The following is a 21,732-nucleotide window of genomic DNA, read 5'->3' on the forward strand; positions in this document are numbered from 1 at the left end:
TCCATTTCATGAAAACCACACACACCCCGAACACCATCCGCCCTCGTTTCCGCCACGGTTTCACGCTGATCGAACTTCTGACGGTCATCGCGATCATCGGCATCCTCGCGGCGATCATCATTCCCACCGTCGGCAAAGTGCGAACAACCGCGAAAGCCTCCCAATGCGCCTCCAACATGCGCCAGATCGCCACCGCCGTTCTCCTGGCCGCTGCCGAAAACAAAGATCGATTTCCGAGTCAGCAAGGCGTTGACCCCGCCAATGCCAATCCACCTCCCAGCGTCATTTCCAACCCCCTGGTAAAAGATGAATCCGGCAACTACACCGCCGACGACAACTGGGTCAAAGCCATCGCCCCCTACGTGAACGCCATCCACAGACAACCCCGCGACATCCTCAGTTGTCCCCTCGCCAACCCGCCGGCGGACGCCGATGGCACTATCACCTTTGCCTTCAACATATTTCTCATCAGCCGACCTGTTTCCGCCATCACCAAACCCACGCAAATCGTCATGCTCCGACACCGTGGCAAACAAAACCAAGCCGCCGCCATCACCGGCGTGCAAGGCGACCTGATTTGGGACGACAAAGGCTCCAAATACCCCACGACCGACCAAACAACCCCCCGCGAGCTCAATTACGCCTTCGCCGACGGTCACGTTGCCCGCCACAAATTCACCACGGCAGACAACCAGGACCGCTTTGTGAAATACGATAAATAATCCCGGCCCATTGCGTCGCTAGCTGCGTTACCTCGCGCCCCCCGTTCCCTCTACACTACACGCACCCGCTGCACTCCGAACACCGGCAGCGCGCAATCGCGGCCATCCGTGATGTTGCACTCCGGCGCGTTACCGTGACCGTAGGTCAGCAAATACCTTGCTCCCACCTTTACGTATTCAGGAATAATATACACGCGCGCCATGTTCCCCGCCAGCGTCACCCGGTAGATCGCCGGCAGCATCCGTCCCGCGCCGTCCGGCCCATTCGCATCGAGCAGCACAAATCCCCGCGGCTCTCCCGGCGCACGCAGACCGCCCGGCACGTTGGCGAATTCCACATCGATGCGCCCCGCGCCCGTTACCTCGTCCATACGCAGCGCCGACACGTGCCGCAACGCCGGCGGCGGCACTTCCTTGCGGTTTCCGTAGACCAGCTGGTCCGCCGCCCGCGCCAGCCGCGCTCCGAAACGCGGGTGCGCCTCCGCCGACAGATGAATAAAATCGTCCAGCGGCAAATCCACCGTCGCCACCAGCGCCGCATCCGGTATCCGCTCTGCCAGCACGCGTTGCTGTTCCTGGACAAAATTCCACGCGCAATCCGGACGCTCCCCGTAAACCCGTGCGATCTGCGCAAAAATCCACGGCAGCCTCGGCAATTCCAGATCACGACGCACGGCCGCGACCAGCCTCCGCATCCGCCGTGAATAAAACGCCGCCCGTTCCCCCGGCGTGTCGCCCTCGCCCTGATGCCACAGCACCCCCGCCACCGGCTGTCCCGTTGCCCGTACCGACCGCAACATCGCCCCGTAAAGTCCGCTGCCGCCATCACGCGCCCGCGTTGGCAGCCACTGCTCCATGCGCGTGGCTCCGCGCGCCGCGCAGATCAGACCCTGCGGCACACCGGAACGCGCCAGCATCTCGCGCGCGAAATGCACACCCACGCCCGCTCCCACCCGCGACGTCTTCCGATACGCCTCCGCCTGCTCCCGGGTGAACGGCTTGCCGTCGTTGAGCGCCGGCTCCGGCGACTCCCACGGCACATGCAGGGGGTCCGCCGCCAGCCGCCACTCCCGTGCCAGCGAAAACACCCGGATCAACGGATGCGGCCTCGCCGAGCTCGCTGCCAGCAACCCGCACCCCTCCATGTTGCTCTGCCCCGCCAGCAACCACACGTCGCCCACATAAAACGCCCGGACCTCTCCACGCGCCGCCGTCTTTTTCCCCCGGATACAGGCGAGCGTGAGTCGCCACGGCCCACCCGCCGGGATGCCGCGCAACTCCGCCGTGAACCTTCCCTTCGCCGCCCGCCCGGCGCGCCGCCGCTTCCAGCCGCGCAGGACCCCCGCCTCCCCGTGCAATGTGACCATAATCTCACCCACTGCTTCCGTCTCGCCGGTGATCCGCACGCGCCCCCCGCGCTGTCTCCCCAAACGCTGGAGCACCTGACCTTCGGCGAGGCCGGCAAGAAGGGTCATGGGCAGGATGCGGGGGGAAGAGAGGAGGCGTGGCACAGCACGCAAGCGCAGCGGAAAAAACATCGGCTGGCGATCCCTTCGCAAACAAACCGCACTGCCCTGTTCATCCGGTTGAATCCGCCCGGGCCGGTTTCCGCCCCTCGTCTTGCCGTCCCGCTGCGCGCGCCGCTGGACTCCTCTCCGCCATGACCTCCCCGATCACCTGCGCCCGGATTCACCTCAACGCCGTTTCCGCGCTGCTCCTTCTCGCCGTCACCGCCGCGACGGCACCAGCGATCAACATCATCGCCATCGGCGACTCCATCACGCAGGGCGGCAACAGCTCCGGCGTCACCAATGGCACAAAACTCGCCTACGCCTCTTACCGTTATCCCCTGTTTTTTCAGCTGACCGGCGCCGGTTACGACGTCGATTTCGTCGGCCCGCAGAACGAAACCCGCACGCCGACCTCCTATTGGCCGATCAACACCGCTCTCTATCCGCTCTACGCGACGACCTTCGACCACGACCACGCCGGTTACTGGGGACAAACCTCCGCCAACATCAAGACTCCCGTCGTCAACTGGCTGAACACCGTGTCCGCCGACCAGGCGCCCGACATCGCCATCATCAACATCGGCACGAACGACGCGGCGGGCGGGGTCGCCGTCGCCACCTTCACCGCCAACCTGCAAGGCATCGTCGCCGCCCTCCGCGCCGTGAACCCCGACGTCACCCTCATCCTCTCCAACCTGGCGGGCATCGACAAACCGGAGTACGCTGCCGCCTTTGCCACCTACAATGCAGCCATTGCCGACTTCGCTGCCAATCCCGCCAACAGCACCCCGACTTCCGGCATCGTCCTGGCCGACATCAAAAGCGGTCTCCCCGACAATGCCCTCTATGACCTCATCCACCCCAACGAGATCGGCGAAGCGCACCTTGCGCAGGTTTACTTCGATGCCATCGCCGCATCCCTCGTTCCGGAACCCGCGGCGCTCGCGCTCCTCGCCGGCGTCGCCACCCTTGCGGCCGTAGTCATCCTTCGCCGCCGCAGCCACGCTCGTTCATCCGGTTGAATCGAATACGCCCCTTTGCCAACTCTCCCCTTGGAGACCCCATCTGTAACCTCATCCTCACTACGCCAGCCAAACCTCATCCAGAAATCTGCCGGTCATGAAAACCATGAAAAAACTTGCCCTCCTCACAACTCTCGCCGCCAGCCTCGCGCTCGCGGCCAATGCAAACGCCGCCGACCCGCTCTTCAGCACCGACTTCACCGGCACTCCCGGCTCCATCCCGACAGACTTCACTGCATCCAACTTCGCCATCAATGATAACGGCAACCTGTATCGCCTGGCGCCGGGACTCCCTTCCAATGGCAGCCAGAACCAGCTCTCCGTTTACACTGGCGCCGCCCTGAGTGGCAGTTCCGCCAACTACACGGTCAGTTCCACTTTCAACCTCGGTGGCAACGGCGGCTACGTCGGACTGGCCGCCTACCATACCGACGCCAGCCATTACTACCTCGGACGCCTCAACGGCAGCGGCAGCGGAACAGGATTTTCGCTGGAAATCTACAAGTTCAACGGCGGCGGAGCCAATAATGCCCAACTGAAACTGGAAAATTTCACCTTCGAACAAACCGGCGGAATTTTTACCGGCCGCCTGGAATTTACCGTCAATGAAGGCACGCTCACCCTGTCGCTCTACGAGAGCGGGACGGAGGGCGCGCTCCTGAAATCGATCTCCGCCACCGATACCGCTCTTTCCGGTGGCAGCGTCGGCGTCCGCGCCACGGCTGCCTATGCCGTCTCCTACGACAACCTCGTGGTCACCTCCGCCACTCCGATCCCCGAACCCGCCACCGCCGCCGTGCTGACAGGCGCCGCATTGCTGGCTGCGGTTGTCGTTTTCCGACGCACCCGCGCCTGAAATCAACGGGGGCGACACAACGCGGTTTTTCTCCCACGCCACTCCTTGCGAGTGGCGTTTTTATGCCCCCGGCCTGAACCCTTTGCTCAACTCCGCCGCCAGTTCCCGGACGTGGCGTTCGAGGCTTACGCGATCGTGCACCGCCACCTCCTCGTAGCTCACCAGCAGCGCCACCGCCATGCGCGGCGGATACAACGGCTCGCGGACCAGCGCCGCCACCGACGCCACCTCCGGTGTCGTCTCACGCATGTTCCACGCCACGCCCGATTCCCGCGCCGCCAGCAACTCCTTGCGAAAGCGCGCCGGGTCCAGATTCGTGTAGGATGTCAGCCTTTCATCCTTTTCCGTTGGCTCGTAAAACACCCACTCTTCCTCCGGCAAGTTCGCCACGATGACCTTGCCCGCCGAACTCGCATAAACCGGCCCCGCCGACCCCAGCGCAAACGTTCCCCCCAGCGGTCCCTCCGCCGACACCACGTACGTGCATCGCTCGCTCAACATGCTGAGATAAACCGCACAGTCCAGCTTCTGCGCCCACCGGATCATGACATCCTCCAGCTTCCGGTTGGGAGCGAATTCATGCGCCACCTCATATACAAAACGAAAAATCTCCGGACTGATCGTGTAGCGTTGCGTCGCCGGATTTTTCTGCACGAACCGCAACTCCATCAACACGCCCAGCAGCCGGAATGCGGATGACTTGGGCAGCTCCATTTTTTCGGCGATTTCCGTCACCCCGAGCGCATGGCGGCTGTGGGCGAGGAAACGCACCAGGTCGATCCCCTGGGAGAGCAGCGTCTTGCGATTTTCGGTTTCAGGGCGAGGCATGGCGCCCTCCGTCATGCCCTCCCCTGAACCTGCCGACAAGATGCAAAACGCCGTACCCGTGCCGTTCATTCCATTGAATCGGATCCGCCCCTTCCGCGCATCCGCCATGGCGCCGCTCCGTGTTTCCGCAACACCCTCTCCTCCATGAGTACCACGCCCTGCGAATACACCACCGAATGCCTGATCGTTGGCGGCGGCCCGGCCGGATACGGCGCGGCCATGGCGGCACTCGACGGCGGCTGTCCGGTGATCGTCGCCGAACGTCACGGTTTTCTTGGCGGCATGGGCAGCGCCGCCGGGCTCGGCTGTTTTATCAACTATCACTTTCGTGGCGAAGACCTCGCCGATTCCGTCTACCACGCGCTCATCCGCCAGATGATGGCCGACGGCACCTGTTACCATGGCGACGGCGACCACGTGGACATGTTCGATCCCGAGGCGCTCAAGCATGTCATGGAAAAAAACATACTCCGTCGCGGCGGCCGCCTCCTCTATCACACCCTCCTCCGTTCCCTCCGCCGCGAATCCGACGGCTTCTGGCGCGCCGATTTCTCCGCCAAGGGAGCCACCGTCACCATCCGCGCGCGTCAGGTGATCGACGCCACCGGCGACGCCGATGCCTGCGCCCTCGCCGGGGCCGAAATGACCCACGGCCGCCGCGCCGACGGCAAGACACAGCCCATGACCATGGTCGTGCAGATCGGCGGCTTCGACCCCGCGGCCTGGCAGCGCGCCGGGCACCAACTCGTCCATGGCCTTTACGCCGGCAAGGGCGACTGCTTCGCCGAAGAAATCGAAATCGCCCGCGCCGCCGGCGAATGGGACATCCCGCGTATCCACATTTCCATTGTGTGGGCCATGCCCGGCGACCCCACGCGCATCCTCGTCAACGGCACCCGCGTCCAGGGCTTCAGTTCCTGCAACCCGGAGGAGTTCACCCTCGCCGAAATCGAAGGCCGCAGGCAGGCCGTGCAGATGACCGCGTTTTTCAAAAAATACGTCGCCGGTTTCGCCAACGCCTTCCTCCTCTCGACCGGCCCGCAAATCGGCGTGCGCGAGAGCCGCCGCATCGTCGGCCGTGCCACGCTCACCGAGCACGACGTGTGGTCCAGCAGCATGCCCGCCGACACCGTCGCCCGCTGCGCGTATCCGATCGATCTCCACCAGCCCAACGGCAACGGCACGCACCTGGAAAGTTCCACCGCCGACTACCTTTATGGCATCCCCTATGCCTGCCTGCTGCCGCGCGGCCTCTCCGGCATCGCGGCGGCCGGCCGTTGCATCAGCGCCACGCACGAGGCGGCGGGCAGTTTCCGCGTGATGCCCACCTGCATGTCGCTCGGCCAGGCCGCCGGCACCGCCGCCGCCATGGCGCGCGAAAACGGCTGCGCCTTTGAAGACATCAACGGTGGCGACATCCGCGAACGCATGCTCGCCATCGTGCCCGCCTGCGTCTGACCGGAAAGCGGGCCGAAGGAAAAGCCGCGTCCGCATCGGCAGTCCGCACAACGCATCAGGGCAAACCTCCTGACCGGCTCCATCCGGTCACAGGCCAAGAACCAGCAACCACGTCATGGACGGTGCGCCCGCGCCACCTCCCCGGGTGGCGACATGTCAGGCGTGGTCCTCGAGAAACGCCCGCAGGTTTTTCTCCTCGCCGAAGAGCACGAAAATATCCTCGGCCTGAAACGGCTCGTCCAGCGCCACCACGCCCATCGTGCGGCGTCTTTCGGGAGCGTTGTCCGTTTTCAGCAGTCCGGCGAGCAGGCCCGGCTCGATCAGGCGCTTGATGGTGACGATCCGCACGCCGTCTTTTTTGAAAACCGCGCCCGTGTCGATGAGCGTCTTGCCGACCAGCGCGCCCGGCACGCGGGCCTCGATGATCGAGTGGCCGTCGCCCATGTCGAACCCGCCGACCACGCCGCGCATGAGGAGCGAGTGCGCCAGACCGCGCGCCGCCACCTCCTCGGGCACCACGAGGCGATCCACCTTGAGCAGGCGCAGCAGCCGCTCGTGCATCGGCGACAGCACCCGGCAGGCCAGGCGCTTCGCGCCGAGTTCCTGTGCTTTCACCGCAAACGACATCGATTGCTCGAAACTGTCGCCGATCGCCACCACCACGGCGTCCATCTCGGCGATCGGAAAACCGGCGAGCGCCGTCGGATCGTCGAAATCCATCACCACCGCCGCGCCCACCTCGTCCTTGATGAGCGAGACATTTTCCTCGCGCCGGTCGATCGCCAGCACGTCCGCGCCGAGTTGCGCGAGGTTGATCGCGAGATTTTTACCGAAGACACCGAGACCGATGACGCAGCATTTCATGTCGGGAGTTTGAAGTTTGAAATTGGCAGTTTGAAGTGGGTGGTTGGTGGCAAGGAGGGAAAGGGTAACGGTGCCGGAGACAAATTTCCAACTGCCAACTCCCAACTTCCCCGGCACGAGCCGGTCACGTAATCACAATCGTGGCTCCCGGATAACGATATCCCTTGTGGTCGCGCCGCCGGATGAAGGACAGCAGGAACATCAGCACACCGATGCGGCCCACGAACATCGCCACGATCATGACGAGCTTGGCCGGATCGCCGAGCTGCGACGTGACACCGCGCGCGAGGCCCGCCGTGCTCACCGCCGCCACCGCCTCGAAGAGCAGGTCGAGCGCCGGCAACTCCGGATGCAGCACGCAGAGCGTGGTCGCGACCAGCGTCACGAAGGCGCCGGCCAGAAGCAGCACCGCCAGCGCGCGGTTGGCGATGTCGTCGGAAATGCGCCGTCCGAACGCCTCGATTTCCGGGCGCCCCAGGAGCACGCGCCGCAGCGCCAGCACGGCCACGGCCAGCGTCGAGGTCTTGATGCCGCCCGCCGTGCTCGACGGGCTGCCGCCGACAAACATCAAAAACATCGTCAGGATCACCGTAGCCGGTGCGAGGTTGGCGGTGTCGATGACGTTAAAACCCGCCGAGCGCACCGCGACGGAGTGGAAGATCGCCGCCATCCACGGGCCGAGCGCGCCCGGGTCGCCGTTGCCCGTGGCAAACTCGGTAATGTAGATCAGCACCGCGCCGCCGGCGAGCAGCACGGCGGTCGTCACCAGTACCACGCGGCTGTTGGTCGTGATGCGCGGCGGCGTGGCGAGACGCAAGCCGATCCGCTGGCGTATCCGTGCAATCACGACCTCATGGAGATTCCGGATCACCGGAAACCCGATGCCTCCCGCCACCACGAGCAGCATGATGACGACGAGCACGCCTTTCATGCCAATCCCGGCGAGCGCCGGATCGGTGAGGTTGCCGGGCAGCGTGGAAATGCCGGCGTTGCAGAAGGCCGACACGGCGTGAAACAGCGCGAAAAATGCGCGGTCGCCGGCCACAATCGGGGTCGCGGCAACAGAGCCTTGCCCGGCCAGCAGCCAGATCGCCACCGCGCCGGCCAGCTCGACGGTAAGCGTAAAGCCGACGATCATGCCGAGGACGGTGCCGATCTGGCCGAGGTTGTCCTCGCTGAGGAGATTTTGCAGGGCGATGCGATTGCGCAGCGAGACGCCGCCCGTGAGGAAGTGCGCAAAAAAGTAGGTGAGCGTCATGATGCCGAGCCCGCCCGTCTGCACGAGGCCGAGGACAATCCACTGACCATACCGGGTGAGCTGCGTGGTGATGTCCACGGTCCCGAATCCCGTGACGCACACCGAGCTGGTGGCGGTGAACAGCGCGTCGATCCAGCCGATGCCCTGGGTGGTGGCGCGCGGGGTCTTGAGCATCAGCGTGCCGATGACGATGAGGAGGGCGAAACTGAGGATCAGCGCCATGCCGGGCGTCAGGCGCCGGGTGGCGAGCAGGCGGTTGCGACGGAGCGCACGCAGGCAGATGAGGGCGAGGAGCGTGAGTTGCGAGGCGGCGAGGATGAACAGGGTGAGGGTGCCGCTGCCGATATCGGGAAAGTGGTGGTTGAGCCAGCCATGCAGACGCGGGCCGAGGATCATTTCGAGTACGATCAGCATGCAGAGCCCCGCTTCCAGCCGGCGGGTTTTCAGCCAGGTCATGCGGTGGCGTTGCAGCCACATGCGGCAGGCCTCCTGGAAAACGAACAGCTTCAGGACGAGTCCGGTGGCGATGCGCACCAGCTGGTGCGTTTCGGGTTCGAGCGGCCAGCCGGCGACGAGCACGAACAACGCCAGCGCCGCCACGCTGCACAGGACGAGCAGGGTGTTGAGCAGGAAAAAGACGACCGCCCGGGAGCGGGCATCGGTGCGTTTGGTACTGGTGGCGTTCCGGGCCGGGAGCATGGAATGGCCGGGAACACTGGACGACCGCCTGCGCGACGTCTAGCCGGGAACGCAGGGGGGCGAGGTTAGTCCGCACAGTTCATCTCGAGACCCGGCGGTTCAGGCGGACTGTCCGGGTGATGGAAAAGAACGTCCAGCACCTGAACAGGACAGACCCCCCTCCATCACTTTCATCGGGTGTTAACTTTCAAGTGGTTGTCCGGTTTCCGTGATGACTGGCCGGAAATGGGTGAAATATGCGGATCAGTTACTTCTGGCGGCCTTTACGTGCCAGTCGAAATACAGGACATTGCGCTTGTCGGGGTGGGCGAGGCGGTCGATGAATTCGGGGTCGCCGACCTTGTAATGATCGCGCATCGCCCAGCGCGCGGACGGAGAATCGATTTCGGACAATCCCATGGCAACCTGCGCCACACTCGGGTCGCCCCAGGGTTTTGTTTTGGTGCTGTCGTTGTAGAGATCGTAATTGAGAGCCCAGGCCCGCCCGAAATCCCTGCCTCGAATGCTTTGCCAGGAGGGGCATACGAACACCGGGATTGCCCGGTTCTCACCTGCCGGAAGTGTATCCCAGGCGGGCATACCAAGGTAAGGCGCCACGTAATGCGCCAGCATACCTTCGTTTTCGCTGTGCTGGTAATAGGTGCGCTGACCGTTCCAGAGACCTTTCTTGGTTGATCCCGGCAGCGGAAAATGGCCGGGCAACCAGCCTTTATGGTCCTCCGCATACATGGCAACCGCCGCGCCGATCTGACGAAGATTGGAGGCGCAGGTCGCGGCACGCGCCGTTTCTCGAACTTTGCCAACGGTGGGGATGATGATGGCGGCAAGGATGCCGATGATCGCGATGACGGTGAGCAGCTCGATCAGCGTGAAACCGGCGGCGAGGTAATGGCGGGTGGAGGGGTTAAGGTGCATGGCGAAATGGTGCGAAACAGATGGAAACCCGTGTCGCGCCTTGTACTCAAGGGCGCCCGCGCTCATACAAATGAGAAAAATACCTTCATGCCGATGAACGAAGCCCGAAAACGTGTCACCCAAAAAGACATCGCCAGAGTGGCGGGCGTGGACCAGTCCACGGTGTCACTGGCATTGCGCAATCACCCGAGCATTCCGGAAGCGACGCGAAAACGGATCGCTGACGCGGTCGAGGCGCTGGGCTACCAACCGGATCCGATGCTGGGTGCGCTGGCCTCCTACCGCACGCGGTCACGTCCGGCACAGTTTCACGGAACGCTGGCGTGGCTCGCGGACTGGACGGACTGGCGGCGGATTCCGCACTTCAGCGACTATTTCACAGGCGCGAGCGAACAGGCCCAGCGGCATGGGTTTCGGCTGGAAGAATTTTGCTTGGGGAAGAAGGGGATGAGTGCCGCACGGGTGGCAGGGATCTTACGGGCGCGGGGAATCGGTGGAATTCTGGTTTGTCCGCTCTGGCATGGTTCGGAGCTGGTGTTTCCATGGGAGGAATTTGCGTCAGTGGCTTTTGGATACACGATGATGTCTCCATTGCTGCACATGGTGACATCGGCGCATGCCCATGCCTGCGCCACGGTGGTGCGCCGGCTGGCGGAGCGGGGACGGAAGCGGATCGGTTTTTGCCTGATGCCGGCGCATGATCAGCGTGTGGATCATTCGTATCTTGCCGGTTATCTGACGACAATGACCGTGCTGGGGCTCAAGATCCCGCCGCTCTTTGACGAAAAGAAGTCGGTGCCGGAGGTACGGGCATGGATAGGAAAACACCGTCTCGATGCCGTCGTATGGGGAGCACACGGGACGGAGGCGGACCCGACGGAGTTGCGGGGGTCGATGGCGGGGCTGACAAAGTTCCGGCGCCTGGGGCTGGCGATTCCCGATGAGCTGGCACTGGGGTGTCCCTCGCTGGACCGGGCGGATGGACCGGTGTCGGGTGTCTACGAAAACAGTCTGCGCATCGGCCGGGTGGCGATGGATTATCTGGTGGGCATGCTCAACCGTGGCGAGCGCGGAGTGCCGGCGTCGCGGCAGCGCATCCTGGTCGAAGGCGACTGGTGCGAGGGGGCGACGTTGCCGGCAGTGAAAAACGGGAAGTGAAGGCTGATTTCTATTCTATGCGGACATTGTCACCGGTGAAGATGACGCGGTCCGTTGATCCATCGGGACGCGTAATGCGGAGAGCGGTGCCGGAGCCGGCGGCCGGACGTGAAAGATCGAAAGACAGGTCTCCGGGATGCGTATCGTCAGACAAAATACGATCGGGCCAGAGGATGGCGACAATGGTGCGGACACTGCCGCTGTTGCCGGTGGTTGCGGCGGTGAAATGGCTTTGCGTAGCGATTTTCTGGCTATGCAAAAAGCCGGCGGAAGGGGGCGTAGGCCAGGTGTTTTCCACCTTGCCGTCAAGAGAGCCTTCGGGGGAGCGGAGGGCGACGAAAAGGCGGGCCTTGTTATTGGTGAGGGTGGCGGCTTGGGTGGCTTCGTCCCAGGTGATGGGGCGTTCGGCATGGAGGAGCCATTGCACGGGAAGGGCGGCGTGCGGGGGCGCGAGGCGGACGGTGTCGCGAATGATGAAATAACGGCGGTCAACAAAGACGATGTCGCGCCGGACGGTTTCGACGAGGGGATCGGCAGAGGGGCGCTGGTCGTTGTAGGCGGCGGTGGCGTCACCGGTGGTCCGGATGAGGCGGGGCTGAGTGGTGTCGAGGCAGAGGATTTTGCCGGTGGAGGTTCTGGATTTCGGGGCCTGGCCGCGACCGCCGATGAGAAGGGCGTTTTTGGAAAGAGTGTTGCGGGTGTAGCGGTCGTGGTGAGGTGAACCGTGGTATTCGCGGTAGCCGGCGTTGACGGCGAGTTCTTCGCCATAGGCGGAGAGGATGAAGGCGTTTTGCGCGGCATGGCTGTGGCTGAAGGAACCGTAGGGGCTGGAGAGAAAAGTGAGCATGATGTCATCGTCGGGACGACCGGGGGAGGAGTGCATGACAACCCAGCCGATGTCGCGGAACCAGCGGACGGGGGGAAGCGTGGAGAGATCAGCGGGAGGAGGAAGCGGGAGCGCGGTGTCGGCGAAGGCGGAAAGGAGATGCTCCATGCCGGTGGGATAACTGCCGGCGGCGAGAGGGAACGTGGCGGGCGGGGACTGGCCGAGCGCGGCAAAAGCGGCAAGGTGACCATCGTCGAAAATGCGGGCGAGTTTTTGGAGGAAACGGACGTTTTTCCAGTCGAGGCGGACTTTGCCGTTCATGGAGATATCGCCAAAGGAAGTGGCGGGGTAGGGCTGAAGGACGCAAGCGCCGTAGTAGCCGGTTTGCCGCCAGAAGGAGCGGGGGTTGTTGCGATCCCAGGCATCGGGATGGCCGATCTGGTGGAGGGCGTCTTGAAAGCGGACGGGTTCGGAAACGACGCCGGTTTCCCAATAGCGGGGACCTTCGGACCAGCCACCGTCGTCGCCGCCCCAGGGGGGGAACTGGGTGCGATACCAGTTGAGCGCATAGTCGAACCATTGACGGGCTTCGGGGAGGTCGTCCAGGAGCGCGAGTCCGGCGATGCCGTCCATGGATACGAAGCGCACGGGGTGGCTGCTCGGGGTGACGGCGATGGAGTTGCGAATGGTCTTTTGGGTTTTGGTATAAACGTGGTGATGGATGGCGGCACCCCAGGCGCGGAGGGCAGGGAGGAGGGTGGCGCGTTCGTCGGGCGTGAGAGTGGAGCGAAGTTGGTCGTAAACGAAAGGGATTTTGCGCCAAAGGCGGAAGGCGGCTTCATCGTTGTAGGCGATGCCGGCGGCTCCGTCGGGCGACCAGCGGGCGGCGGCCTGGAGAGCGGCCTTGGCTTTTTCGAGGTGGGGGGCGCTGCCGGTGACGAGCCAGATGAGAGTCGCTGCCTCGGCGGTGCTGGTGATGCGGGAAGCGTCGATTTGCGCGGCGCGCCAGGCGCGGACGGCTTCGTTGGTTTTGGCCTGGGGATAGGGTTTGCCGTAGGGTTGAGGTTCCGGCGGGAGGGGGAGATTGAGGAGCGTGGCGTCGAACTCGGCGCGCATGGCGGCAAAGGAGGCGGCGCCATCGCCAGTAGTACACCAGGAGCGGAAGGCGTCGCGTTGCGCAGAGGTGACGAAGGTCCGGGGGGAGGGGGGAAGCACGGATGCGGAGACGGAAGCGAGTGGCGTGGACCGGGCGCTTTCGCCGAAGAGGAGAAGGAACAGGAGGAAGAGGAGGGGAAGGTGCCTGATTGTCATGATGGGCGGAGTTTCGGAAGCTGTCAGGTGGCGCGGTCGTAGTGTTGGAGTGTGACGAGGTTTTCCAGTGGTTTCCCGGAAAAATAGCGGACGAGGTTCTGCAAGGCAGTGGCGCCGATGCGGGGCATCATGTCGCTGGTGGGTCCGGCGATGTGCGGGGAGAGTACCGCGCCGGGCAGGGTGCGCCAGGGAGAATCGGCGGAGACAGGTTCGCTGTGCATGACGTCAAGCGCGGCATGGAGACGACCGGAGCGGACTTCGTTGTAAAGAGCGGTTTCGTCCACAAGTTGCCCGCGGGCAATGTTGACGAAGAGGGCGCCGTCGGGGAGGCGCGCAAGGGTTGCGGCGTCAACGCTGGCGCGGTTGGCGGGAGTGAGGGCTTCGCATTCGAAGAGGATTTCGTTTTCCGAAAAAAGCGCGGCAAGGGTTTTTACGGGGCGCAATCCGGCTTCGCGTATCCTGTCTTCTGGCACGCCATCGGCATGACAGTCGATTTCGCGGCCGGTAGTGAAGGGGCTGAGGAGGGTGGCGAGCCGGCGGGCCACGGCGCCAAAGCCGTGCAGGCCGATGCGGCGTCCGAAGAGGGTGCGGGTGCGGGCGGTGGGGAGGCGGATTTTTCCGGCGGAGGCAATGCCGGCCACGCCGATCCATTCGGGGGCCCGGCGCAGGGAGGCGAGGGCCAGGAAAAGGGCATGTTCGGCGACCTGGGCGGCGACTTGCCCTCCCCAGTTGGATACAAGTCCGCCGCGTTCGATGAAGGCGCGGGAAACTTTTGCCCGCACGGAACCGGCGAGGTGACACATGTAACGGACGGGGAAACCGGGAGCGGCATCGTCGGGCAGGGGTGGCGAGCTCCAGGCGGTGACGATGACTTCGGGACGGGTGTCGCGGAGCAGGGCGAGCCAGTTGTCCGGACTGGCCTTGGCGGCGGCGGTGTCGGCAGGAGAAAGCCAGACAAGTTCGGGACTGGCCGGGTATGTGCCAAGGGGCAGGGTGATGGCGGCAGCATCGAAATCGGGAAGGAAGAGCGCACATTCCCCTTCCGTTATCGAAAAAAGGACACGCGGACCGGTTGCGGTGCGGCCGGCAGGGTGAGGCGGCGGAACCGTCAGGGAGGCGGATATTTCAGCTTCAGAAATCACGGAGAGAAAACGGGGGCTACTCGGGAGCGACATAGCCGGCAGGGCCGCCGAGTTTCATGAACCGGGTGTGGACATAAAGCCCGGCAATGAGAGCAAGCACGCCAAGGATGATGGCGACGGTGAACGCGTGGCGGTAGGCACCACCGGTGCGGTCGATCATGAGGCCGACAAGGGGGATCAGAGTCATGTTGGCGGCGGTCGTGCAGACGCCGACCGCAGAGGCAAACTGGCCGTAGCGCGATTGCGGGAAGAGGCGCGCCTGGAGCGAGGCCGCACTCGTGAAATAACAACCGGAGATGACTCCGTGCGCCACCCAGGCCATGAGAAAAGTGCCGGCAGTATTGACATAAAACCGTCCCCAGATTGCCACGACAATATAGGCGGCAAGCGTGAGGATGGCCATACGGAGGGGATGAATGGCATCAGCCAGCCAGCCGAGAAAAAACGACAGGGAAAAGGAAATCGTGAAAGTAAGCGCGAGGCATTTGCCATAGGTATCCATGCTGACACCGAGGCTGCGTGCATAGGGGATCGAAAAAGTGTTGATGGGGGAAAAGGTCATCACGGCCACTTTGATCAGGATAAAGAGGGCGATGTAGTAAGGGTTGGTGAAGCACTCCTTGCAGTAGCGTTTCACTTCGCTCAAAAAACGGATGGGGCCGGCGCCGGCGATGGCCGCGGACGGGCGGGCAAGCGCGGCGGGAGCGAGAGAGGGAGGATAGTCGCCTTCCTTGACCTTGAAGCAGACGAGCATGAAGGAGGCTCCGTAAAAGGTGCCGATGATGCAGAGAATGAGCGTGAAGTGACCGGGCACCTTGCCCATGATCCAGTAGTTGAAGATAATGCCGTCAATCAGGCTGACGGCGCGGAACAGCCCGTAGAAGCGTCCGAGCAGTGGCTTTGGCACTACATCGTTGATGAGTCCGCCGAAGACGGCTTGCGAGGCGATGGTGGCAAACTCGAAGGCGCTCCAGAAGACCCCGAAGCAAACGACGCTGACAAGCATCTCGCTTTGTCCGGGAAAATGTCCGTGGACCCAACGGGCAACGATGGGAGTGAGACCGAGGCCGATCATGCCGGCGGCGGCAAAGGGAGTGGTGATGAGGAGAAACGGGATACGACGTCCGAAGCGTCCGCGGTGGCGGTCGGATTTCACGCTGATGACGGGCGCGAGGACGACCGAGATGAGCGCGGGAAGGGAACTCATGAGGAGTCCGAAAACGAGGTTGGGGACGCTGAGGCTGTTAAGATACCATTGCGCCATCGGTCCCACGGAGCGGTCGCGCATGGACCAGGCGAAGTCACCAAAGAGGAGCCAGCAAAAGAGAATGACCACTCCACCACCCGTGTAGGCGAGGGTACCCGCGCGCCAGGTTTTCGGTTCGCGGGAGGCGGGGAGGATGACAGGTGAGTTCAAGGGGAGGGTGCGTGTCGCGGAGCGGCGATCTTTTCATCGAAACCGCCAGCGGGAGCGCAGCACCGGCAGTGTGGATGAGTGACGGGGGCGCCTCGTCCGGCGCTCCGGAGAACGCCATTTCGTCGCACGCGTCTCCGCTGGCCAATTCTTATTTGCAACGACGGAGGACTGCGAGAGCGAAGACGATTGCGCCGGCGAACAACGCCAGGGCCGCAGGTTCGGGAACGGCAGCGGGAGCGATGGCGGTGTTGTCGATATTAAGGTTGTCCACATAGAGACTGCCGATGAAGTTCTGCTTGGCGGTGAAATCGACGATGTTGACGTAGGTTTGTTTGTTGCCGCCGTCTGCCCGTTTTCCACCGGAACCGGCAAGCGCGGTGCCGACGAGGGAGCCGTCGAGCCACACGTCCATCTTGCCCGCGGCAAGCGAGTATTGGTCGTTGTTGCCGTAGGTGATGCCCGTCGCAGTGTAGTTAAAAACGACTGATATGCTGTGCGTTTGATCGATGGAAAAATCAGTAATCCTGGTGCTGACGTTTACATTACCATCGTTGGAAGCGGCGTAGAGGGCACCATTCTGGATGAAGAAGGCAAAGGAGGTGTGATCGTTGCCTGTGTAGCCATCATTTTGGCTGAGGATGCGAACCATCCAGCCATTGCCTGCGGCATTGGCCACGGCGGGTTGGCGGAAGTCAAAGGAGAGTGTTCCTGTATTTACTTTTCTATCACCAAACATGGTGGTCGCCGCGGCGGGGGCGGAACCAGCGATTCCGCTGACGAGGGAGAGGTATCTGTTGGTGGTAGAGGTGCCGAAATAGTCGGATGAATCGTTCTCGATGGTGATGGTCTGCCCGGTGGTGACCGTCGGGTTCTTCCAGTTGGCGTTACTGGTCTGGGAACCGGTTGCGTAGGCGTCGAAGTTGTCGGTGAAGACGACAGTGGCGCAGGCGGATGCAGCACCGAGGAGGGAGACGAGCGTAAGGATGAGCGCGCGGGGGGAGCTTTTCATTTTCAGGTTCATGATGCGTGTGGTGGTGAACGGGTTTTCGGGTTTGTGTGCGGGTGCTGTCGTCCGCGGAGAAACCCGCAGGGCGAAGCAACGACGCGGGTTTATATCGTTCAGCCTTCGAAAACTCACCAGTACGGCGGCGCTCATACTTATGAGCCAGTGTGACGAAGTACCATCGCCTGACACGTGATATGTCGGTTTCGATTCAGCAGACAAGACCCCATGGACCGGCAGAGGACTCAGCGTTTTTCCCTCGGGGCAGCAGCCGGAACGATGAACGTGCGCATGACGACATGCGTGGCCGGGAGATTGAGGTTCATGCCGAGCCGGGTCGGCTTGATGTCCGGATACAGGAGCATCCCCGTGACAGGCTCCACCTTGTTCTCGATCCGCAAACCCGCTTCCGCGCCTGCACTGTCCACGGTAACAGTCACATCAACTGCCGTATCCTTTTCATAAATGCAAAATTTGCCGGGTCCATTTTCCCGCCAGTCCGAAAGCGTCACCACGGCCGAGCCGTAATCGACGGGTTTCCGGAAATCAGCCTCGTCGATCACTTCCACCGAGGGGCGGACGCGGTCGAAAACAAACGTTCACGTCAGGCGAACCATGCCGGGAATCGGGTAACCGCTGGTCAGATCCAGTTTCAGTATGTCCCGGCTGTCGGTGAAACGGGTCTCGATGATCTTGCCTTCCGAATCGGCACCGCCCTTTTGCAGGGTCTTGCCCACCCAGGGAACGGAATGCCCCCAGGAATTCATCATCATGCTTTTGAAGCGGTCAGGACCGAAGGTTTTGGTCGTGTATTGCTCCATGCCGGGATCGGCGATGAGCGGCACGCCGTTCATCGCCACAACGTAGCTGCCATTGTCGATGTGGGAATGGGGTCCGCCATTTTTCCCTCCCTTGATCGCGAGGCCGAATGCCGGCCGTCCCGGCGTAAGCGAGCGGGTGATCAACACGCTGGCGTCACGGAAGAAAAACCGTTGGTCCTCCACACGAGCTTCCTCCGGCGAGGCAGGCGAGCCCGCCGCCATTTTCCGAGCGGGCCGCGCACGGTCGACGTAATCCGGCCAGGGGAAACCGTACACACCAAACCCGAACAGGCGGTCGCCCAGCGGATGCCCTCTGAACATGTCTCCGCCGAGCGGATTGAGGTGCGTCCAGCCCATGTACCAGCGGCGGTTGATCAACAACATCAGCGAAGGTGGCATGCCGCTCGTGCGGGGCCTGGCATCACCAAAGGCCGGATACACGCCGGGTATGATCTCCAGACGCGGCAGGAAAAGGGCCATTTTGCGGGTGTTGGGCCCGGCATACAGATTCACGTTTCCATGGGTCGCCTGATAGAGCGTCTCCGCAACCGTGAGGTAACAGCCGAAGCCGTAGGCCCAGTAATCGATGCCTTCCGCGCAATAGCCGTCGTCGGGAAAGGCGTCGGAATAAAACGTGAGCGAATTGAGCGCAGCCTGGACGAAAAACGCGCGTTCCTGCCGCGAGTCGAGCGACGCCAGGGCGGCGCCGAGCACTCCCGAGGTGCACACCGGGTTCCAGTTCGTGTTGCCCGTCATCCACCACCAGACCGGTTTTCCCGAGCGGACGGAGGCCGCGTAGTTGGCAAAAATCCGGCGTTGCAACGAGGCCCGGATCGCCTGCCGCGTTTCAGGCCTGAGCTTGTTGCCGAGCCAGTAATCGACGGTGGCCAGGTTCCAGGCGCGGGCCGAGGAGGCCAGATCGACGATCCCTTCGTAACCGCCGTAGGGATGTTCGTCGATCTGCGTGGACACGCCCCAGGTTTTCTCGGCGAGGATGGCCTGCACTTCCGCCTCGATGAACGGCAGCCAGGCGCCGTCGTCGCGCACGCACTCGGCCACCGCAAACGCGACGAGTCGCGTGGTTCGCTGGCGGAACGGTATCTCGTAAATGTCCCGGCGCCCGGTCTTCAGCACTTGGGCGAACAACTCGTCTGTCTTCAGTTCCGGGACAGGTTCGCGGGCGAATCGGGCTGCTTCCTTGACCTGCCATTGGAAGGCGGGCTGGCGGGCCGCGTTTTCCCAGGCTCGGCGGTCGTTGATGGACGCGCCAACACCGGTCGGTTTTTCGGGAAGCCACGCTGCAATCTGGTCAATCTGCGTCTGCGTCGGGACAGGCAGCGACGCGGTGCCGCGGACAGCTGTGGAAACGATCAATCCGAAAAATGGATACGCTGACGCCAGCAACAGCCGGCACAGGAAAAAAGGCGAAAAAGCGGGGTCTTTTATGATATTCACAGCCGGGAGCATGGTGGGAAGAAGCCGCTGGGGAGGGCGAGAGGCAGACAGAGGGCACAGGAAAGCAAGAAAATGGCGGCAGCGATCATGATCGCTGCCGCCGGGACACAAGGGGATGTTATCTGTGAAATGAGGATTCCGACTACGCCCGGCAAAACCGGCGACGGGCGAGGCCGGCGAGCAGGAGGACCACACCGCTGGCCAGCAAGGCAACCGTGGAGGGTTCGGGGATCGATGCAGCGACGTTGGTCGTCACCTTGATGTTGTCGAGCTGGAGGCCGACGGGAGAGGTACCTCCAACCTGAAATGTCGCCTGACTCACGAACCAGGAACCTGTGACGCTGACCGCATCACCGGATGTCGATACTTTCCCGCCATCAATGTAGATTGAGGAAACCAGACCGCTGGAGGTCATTTCCAGACGCACCGCCAGTTTATAGACGGTATCATTCTGCGAAAAAGTGAAATTTGATCCCGCACCCCATTGGCGATCATCATAAACCTTGGTCGTATCCGGAAGATACATACCTATTTGCTGGGTGTTGGCAGTCCGAAAATATCCCTGGAAGGCCGATCCTGCCCCGTTGGTTTCCGCCGGATCCCGGTTAGTGAAACCAAGTTTGAATTCGTTGTTGGGACTGGTGAAAACAGCGTCCAGGGAAATCTCCACCCAATCACCCACGTTCTTCAGCTCAATGGTCTCGGGAAGAGCGGCGCTGTAGATATAGTTGGCCGTGGTTTCTGTACCCGTTTTGCTGCCAACCTGGTTGCCACCGGTCGTAGACCAGGGCGATGCAGCGGTTGTCGCACTGAAGTTGGGAACAGTCCATGCGGGGTCTCCCGCATCGAAACCGTATTCGATGACAGTGCGCGTGGTCTGTGCGGCGAGCGGCGTGAGCGCCAGCGGGCAGAGAGCGATAGCCAGCGCGGACAGTGTTTTGAGTTTGGTGTGCATACAGTTTGACGGGTTTGCGGATGGGTTAACAGTTGCCGGGAACGTCGTGAACAGAGACGGCGCCCGGCACGCCAAAGCCTGCCCGGTGCTGCAAACGCCCATCAAATCTTTGCAACTGTTGTAATCGACTTCGCCTGACTCCGCTGCCCGCGCGGCGCCGGCACGCCGGGCCCGTAACCCACATCCGGCAACACCAGTTCAAACAGGTCGGGAGGCGGGGCCGGCAGCCTGCGGAGAGCCTGCTGCTCCTGCTCGCGGCGGGCGAGTTCCTCGGGGGTAGCATCAGAGAGCGGGCGCACGGTGACGCCCTCCACCCAGCTGCCTTCGACAAAGGTGTGTTGCACGATCGAAGGCACGCCGTATTCACGGCGCTGCACGAGGCCGGCCAGTTGCTCGATGGCGCGCGCGCCGATGACCTCGGGGTTTTCGAAAATGCCGCTGCCAAGCGCGGTGGCGTGCGCGGTGTCGGTCAGCGACACGCTCACGTCATCGGGCACGCGGAGACCGAGGCGTAACAGCTCCTCAATGACAAACCACTCGTCGGTGAGGATCGCGTCGGGCTGGTGACGCTGGCACCAGTCGCAAAACGAACCGGTGGCGGCGACGTCGGCGTTGATGTCGGCGGAGTTGATCCCGGAACTCAGAATGAGCGGCGGCAGCCAGGCGACATGGGGCACGATCTCGCGACAATATCCGAAGGCGGCGCGCACGAGGTGATCGGCGCGCAAATCGGCATTGTTGAACAACGCCAGCCCCACACGCCGGCTGTCCCTGCGCAGGAGTTCCTCGAGAGCGAGCAGGGCGCTGCGAAACTGATGCGGCACCACGGCATGAAAACGCGGCCGCTCCAGCACGTAACCGATGGAAACCACCGCCAGTTGGCTGAAATCCAGCGTCTCGCATACGGGGGCCAGGTGCATCGCGCAAAGCGCGGCGCCCTCGATGCCGCGCGCCGCCAGGATCTGCTGCACGGCAGGCACCGTCGAGGCATCGGGCATGCCAAACGCCACCAGCCGGTAGCCGAGCGAGTCCGCCCGTTCCCGCGCACCGACGAACAGCTCCCAGAGGCGGTGACGCTTGCGCAGGTCTTTTTCCGTGCGATACGGATGCAGCCAGGCGAGCGCGGCATGCGGGAGTTTTTTGCGTTTCCGTTCCCGATAACCGGCCAGCGCGCTGAGCATGGGATCGGGCCGGTAACCGAGTTCATGGGCCGCCTTCCTGATACGCTCCACGGTCGCCGGAGCAAAACGCGGATCGCCACGCAGGCAGCGCGAGACGGTGCTCAGGCTGACTCCGAGCTGCTGGGCGATCTGTTGCAGATTGGTCCGGGGCGCATCCGCCATACCCGGTATTCCATCCTGCAACGCGGCGGCGGGCGAGGTGTTTTCAGAACAAGCTTTTTCAGGGGAGAAGGACATGCTGCACAGTGCGCAAGCGGGCGGGCCGGGTGCACGTCCACTGGTTACAGACGATCCTCCACCCGGGAAAGCCGCGACCTTGGCCAAGTGTGT

General features: G+C 63.0%; 18 protein-coding genes. 5 read left to right on the forward strand and 13 right to left on the reverse strand.

All coding sequences use genetic code 11. From position 1 onward, the window contains the following. The first annotated feature begins 8 nt into the window (after positions 1 to 8). On the forward strand, positions 9 to 722 hold the full coding sequence (locus OPIT5_08565; protein AHF90249.1) for an N-terminal cleavage protein: 714 nt from the start codon (positions 9 to 11) through the stop codon (positions 720 to 722). A 50-nt stretch (positions 723 to 772) separates the two neighbouring features. On the opposite strand, the gene OPIT5_08570 is transcribed toward OPIT5_08565, so the two are convergent. Beyond that, positions 773 to 2,197, reverse strand: coding sequence for a hypothetical protein (locus OPIT5_08570; GenBank protein AHF90250.1), 1,425 nt, complete (start codon positions 2,195 to 2,197; stop codon positions 773 to 775). Between the two features lie 185 nt (positions 2,198 to 2,382). On the opposite strand from OPIT5_08570, the gene OPIT5_08575 reads away from it, so the two are divergent. Both OPIT5_08575 and OPIT5_08580 read left to right on the forward strand, forming a co-directional pair. Further along, entirely contained in the window at positions 2,383 to 3,255 is an 873-nt protein-coding gene (locus tag OPIT5_08575; protein ID AHF90251.1) for a glycosyltransferase family 1, read from the forward strand. A gap of 97 nt (positions 3,256 to 3,352) precedes the next feature. Then, the gene (locus OPIT5_08580) at positions 3,353 to 4,111 is read left to right on the forward strand and encodes an anchor protein (protein AHF90252.1); all 759 of its coding nucleotides are present in this window, start codon (positions 3,353 to 3,355) and stop codon (positions 4,109 to 4,111) included. A gap of 60 nt (positions 4,112 to 4,171) precedes the next feature. Here OPIT5_08580 and OPIT5_08585 read toward each other — a convergent pair whose 3' ends face one another. Then, complete coding sequence (locus OPIT5_08585) at positions 4,172 to 4,954, reverse strand: transcriptional regulator (GenBank protein AHF90253.1); 783 nt, start codon at positions 4,952 to 4,954, stop codon at positions 4,172 to 4,174. Positions 4,955 to 5,083: 129 nt separating this feature from the next. On the opposite strand from OPIT5_08585, the gene OPIT5_08590 reads away from it, so the two are divergent. Next, the gene (locus OPIT5_08590; GenBank protein ID AHF90254.1) at positions 5,084 to 6,397 is read left to right on the forward strand and encodes an FAD-dependent pyridine nucleotide-disulfide oxidoreductase; all 1,314 of its coding nucleotides are present in this window, start codon (positions 5,084 to 5,086) and stop codon (positions 6,395 to 6,397) included. A 156-nt stretch (positions 6,398 to 6,553) separates the two neighbouring features. On the opposite strand, the gene OPIT5_08595 is transcribed toward OPIT5_08590, so the two are convergent. The 3 genes from OPIT5_08595 to OPIT5_08605 all read right to left on the reverse strand — a co-directional run bounded on the left by OPIT5_08595 (position 6,554) and on the right by OPIT5_08605 (position 10,133). After that, positions 6,554 to 7,261 (reverse strand): potassium transporter TrkA, encoded by a 708-nt coding sequence (locus OPIT5_08595; GenBank protein AHF90255.1) that lies wholly within the window; start codon positions 7,259 to 7,261, stop codon positions 6,554 to 6,556. Between the two features lie 124 nt (positions 7,262 to 7,385). Continuing rightward, on the reverse strand, positions 7,386 to 9,218 hold the full coding sequence (locus tag OPIT5_08600) for an ATPase (protein AHF90256.1): 1,833 nt from the start codon (positions 9,216 to 9,218) through the stop codon (positions 7,386 to 7,388). Positions 9,219 to 9,461: 243 nt separating this feature from the next. Continuing rightward, on the reverse strand, positions 9,462 to 10,133 hold the full coding sequence (locus OPIT5_08605) for an N-terminal cleavage protein (protein AHF90257.1): 672 nt from the start codon (positions 10,131 to 10,133) through the stop codon (positions 9,462 to 9,464). 93 nt (positions 10,134 to 10,226) lie between these two features. Between OPIT5_08605 and OPIT5_08610 the strand changes: the two genes are divergently transcribed. Beyond that, complete coding sequence (locus OPIT5_08610) at positions 10,227 to 11,291, forward strand: LacI family transcriptional regulator (GenBank protein ID AHF90258.1); 1,065 nt, start codon at positions 10,227 to 10,229, stop codon at positions 11,289 to 11,291. 10 nt (positions 11,292 to 11,301) lie between these two features. Here OPIT5_08610 and OPIT5_08615 read toward each other — a convergent pair whose 3' ends face one another. From OPIT5_08615 to OPIT5_08650, 8 genes are all read right to left on the reverse strand, one after another. After that, on the reverse strand, positions 11,302 to 13,428 hold the full coding sequence (locus tag OPIT5_08615; GenBank protein AHF90259.1) for a heparinase: 2,127 nt from the start codon (positions 13,426 to 13,428) through the stop codon (positions 11,302 to 11,304). A gap of 23 nt (positions 13,429 to 13,451) precedes the next feature. Beyond that, positions 13,452 to 14,570, reverse strand: a complete 1,119-nt coding sequence (locus OPIT5_08620) for a phosphoglycerate dehydrogenase (GenBank protein ID AHF90260.1) — start codon at positions 14,568 to 14,570, stop codon at positions 13,452 to 13,454. 16 nt (positions 14,571 to 14,586) lie between these two features. Continuing rightward, entirely contained in the window at positions 14,587 to 15,987 is a 1,401-nt protein-coding gene (locus OPIT5_08625) for an MFS transporter (protein ID AHF90261.1), read from the reverse strand. Between the two features lie 148 nt (positions 15,988 to 16,135). Further along, positions 16,136 to 17,008 carry an anchor protein gene (locus OPIT5_08630; GenBank protein AHF90262.1) on the reverse strand — a complete coding sequence of 291 codons (873 nt, stop codon included), beginning with the start codon at positions 17,006 to 17,008 and terminating at the stop codon, positions 16,136 to 16,138. 227 nt (positions 17,009 to 17,235) lie between these two features. Then, on the reverse strand, positions 17,236 to 17,559 hold the full coding sequence (locus tag OPIT5_08635) for a hypothetical protein (protein ID AHF94224.1): 324 nt from the start codon (positions 17,557 to 17,559) through the stop codon (positions 17,236 to 17,238). 30 nt (positions 17,560 to 17,589) lie between these two features. After that, entirely contained in the window at positions 17,590 to 19,278 is a 1,689-nt protein-coding gene (locus OPIT5_08640) for a heparinase (GenBank protein ID AHF90263.1), read from the reverse strand. A gap of 130 nt (positions 19,279 to 19,408) precedes the next feature. Continuing rightward, the gene (locus OPIT5_08645) at positions 19,409 to 20,221 is read right to left on the reverse strand and encodes a glycosyltransferase family 1 (protein AHF90264.1); all 813 of its coding nucleotides are present in this window, start codon (positions 20,219 to 20,221) and stop codon (positions 19,409 to 19,411) included. 101 nt (positions 20,222 to 20,322) lie between these two features. Next, positions 20,323 to 21,564 (reverse strand): LacI family transcriptional regulator, encoded by a 1,242-nt coding sequence (locus OPIT5_08650; GenBank protein AHF90265.1) that lies wholly within the window; start codon positions 21,562 to 21,564, stop codon positions 20,323 to 20,325. Between the last annotated feature and the right edge of the window lie 168 nt (positions 21,565 to 21,732).

The sequence above is a fragment of the Opitutaceae bacterium TAV5 genome, assembly GCA_000242935.3.
In the GTDB taxonomy this organism is placed as follows: Bacteria; Verrucomicrobiota; Verrucomicrobiia; order Opitutales; family Opitutaceae; genus Geminisphaera.

Coding starts and splice junctions, on each gene's coding strand:
- OPIT5_08565 (AHF90249.1), top strand. CDS start 9: ATGAAAACCACACACACCCCGAACACCATCCGCCCTCGTTTCCGCCAC.
- OPIT5_08570 (AHF90250.1), bottom strand. CDS start 2,197: ATGACCCTTCTTGCCGGCCTCGCCGAAGGTCAGGTGCTCCAGCGTTTG.
- OPIT5_08575 (AHF90251.1), top strand. CDS start 2,383: ATGACCTCCCCGATCACCTGCGCCCGGATTCACCTCAACGCCGTTTCC.
- OPIT5_08580 (AHF90252.1), top strand. CDS start 3,353: ATGAAAACCATGAAAAAACTTGCCCTCCTCACAACTCTCGCCGCCAGC.
- OPIT5_08585 (AHF90253.1), bottom strand. CDS start 4,954: ATGACGGAGGGCGCCATGCCTCGCCCTGAAACCGAAAATCGCAAGACG.
- OPIT5_08590 (AHF90254.1), top strand. CDS start 5,084: ATGAGTACCACGCCCTGCGAATACACCACCGAATGCCTGATCGTTGGC.
- OPIT5_08595 (AHF90255.1), bottom strand. CDS start 7,261: ATGAAATGCTGCGTCATCGGTCTCGGTGTCTTCGGTAAAAATCTCGCG.
- OPIT5_08600 (AHF90256.1), bottom strand. CDS start 9,218: ATGCTCCCGGCCCGGAACGCCACCAGTACCAAACGCACCGATGCCCGC.
- OPIT5_08605 (AHF90257.1), bottom strand. CDS start 10,133: ATGCACCTTAACCCCTCCACCCGCCATTACCTCGCCGCCGGTTTCACG.
- OPIT5_08610 (AHF90258.1), top strand. CDS start 10,227: ATGAACGAAGCCCGAAAACGTGTCACCCAAAAAGACATCGCCAGAGTG.
- OPIT5_08615 (AHF90259.1), bottom strand. CDS start 13,428: ATGACAATCAGGCACCTTCCCCTCCTCTTCCTCCTGTTCCTTCTCCTC.
- OPIT5_08630 (AHF90262.1), bottom strand. CDS start 17,008: ATGAACCTGAAAATGAAAAGCTCCCCCCGCGCGCTCATCCTTACGCTC.
- OPIT5_08640 (AHF90263.1), bottom strand. CDS start 19,278: ATGCTCCCGGCTGTGAATATCATAAAAGACCCCGCTTTTTCGCCTTTT.
- OPIT5_08645 (AHF90264.1), bottom strand. CDS start 20,221: ATGCACACCAAACTCAAAACACTGTCCGCGCTGGCTATCGCTCTCTGC.
- OPIT5_08650 (AHF90265.1), bottom strand. CDS start 21,564: ATGGCGGATGCGCCCCGGACCAATCTGCAACAGATCGCCCAGCAGCTC.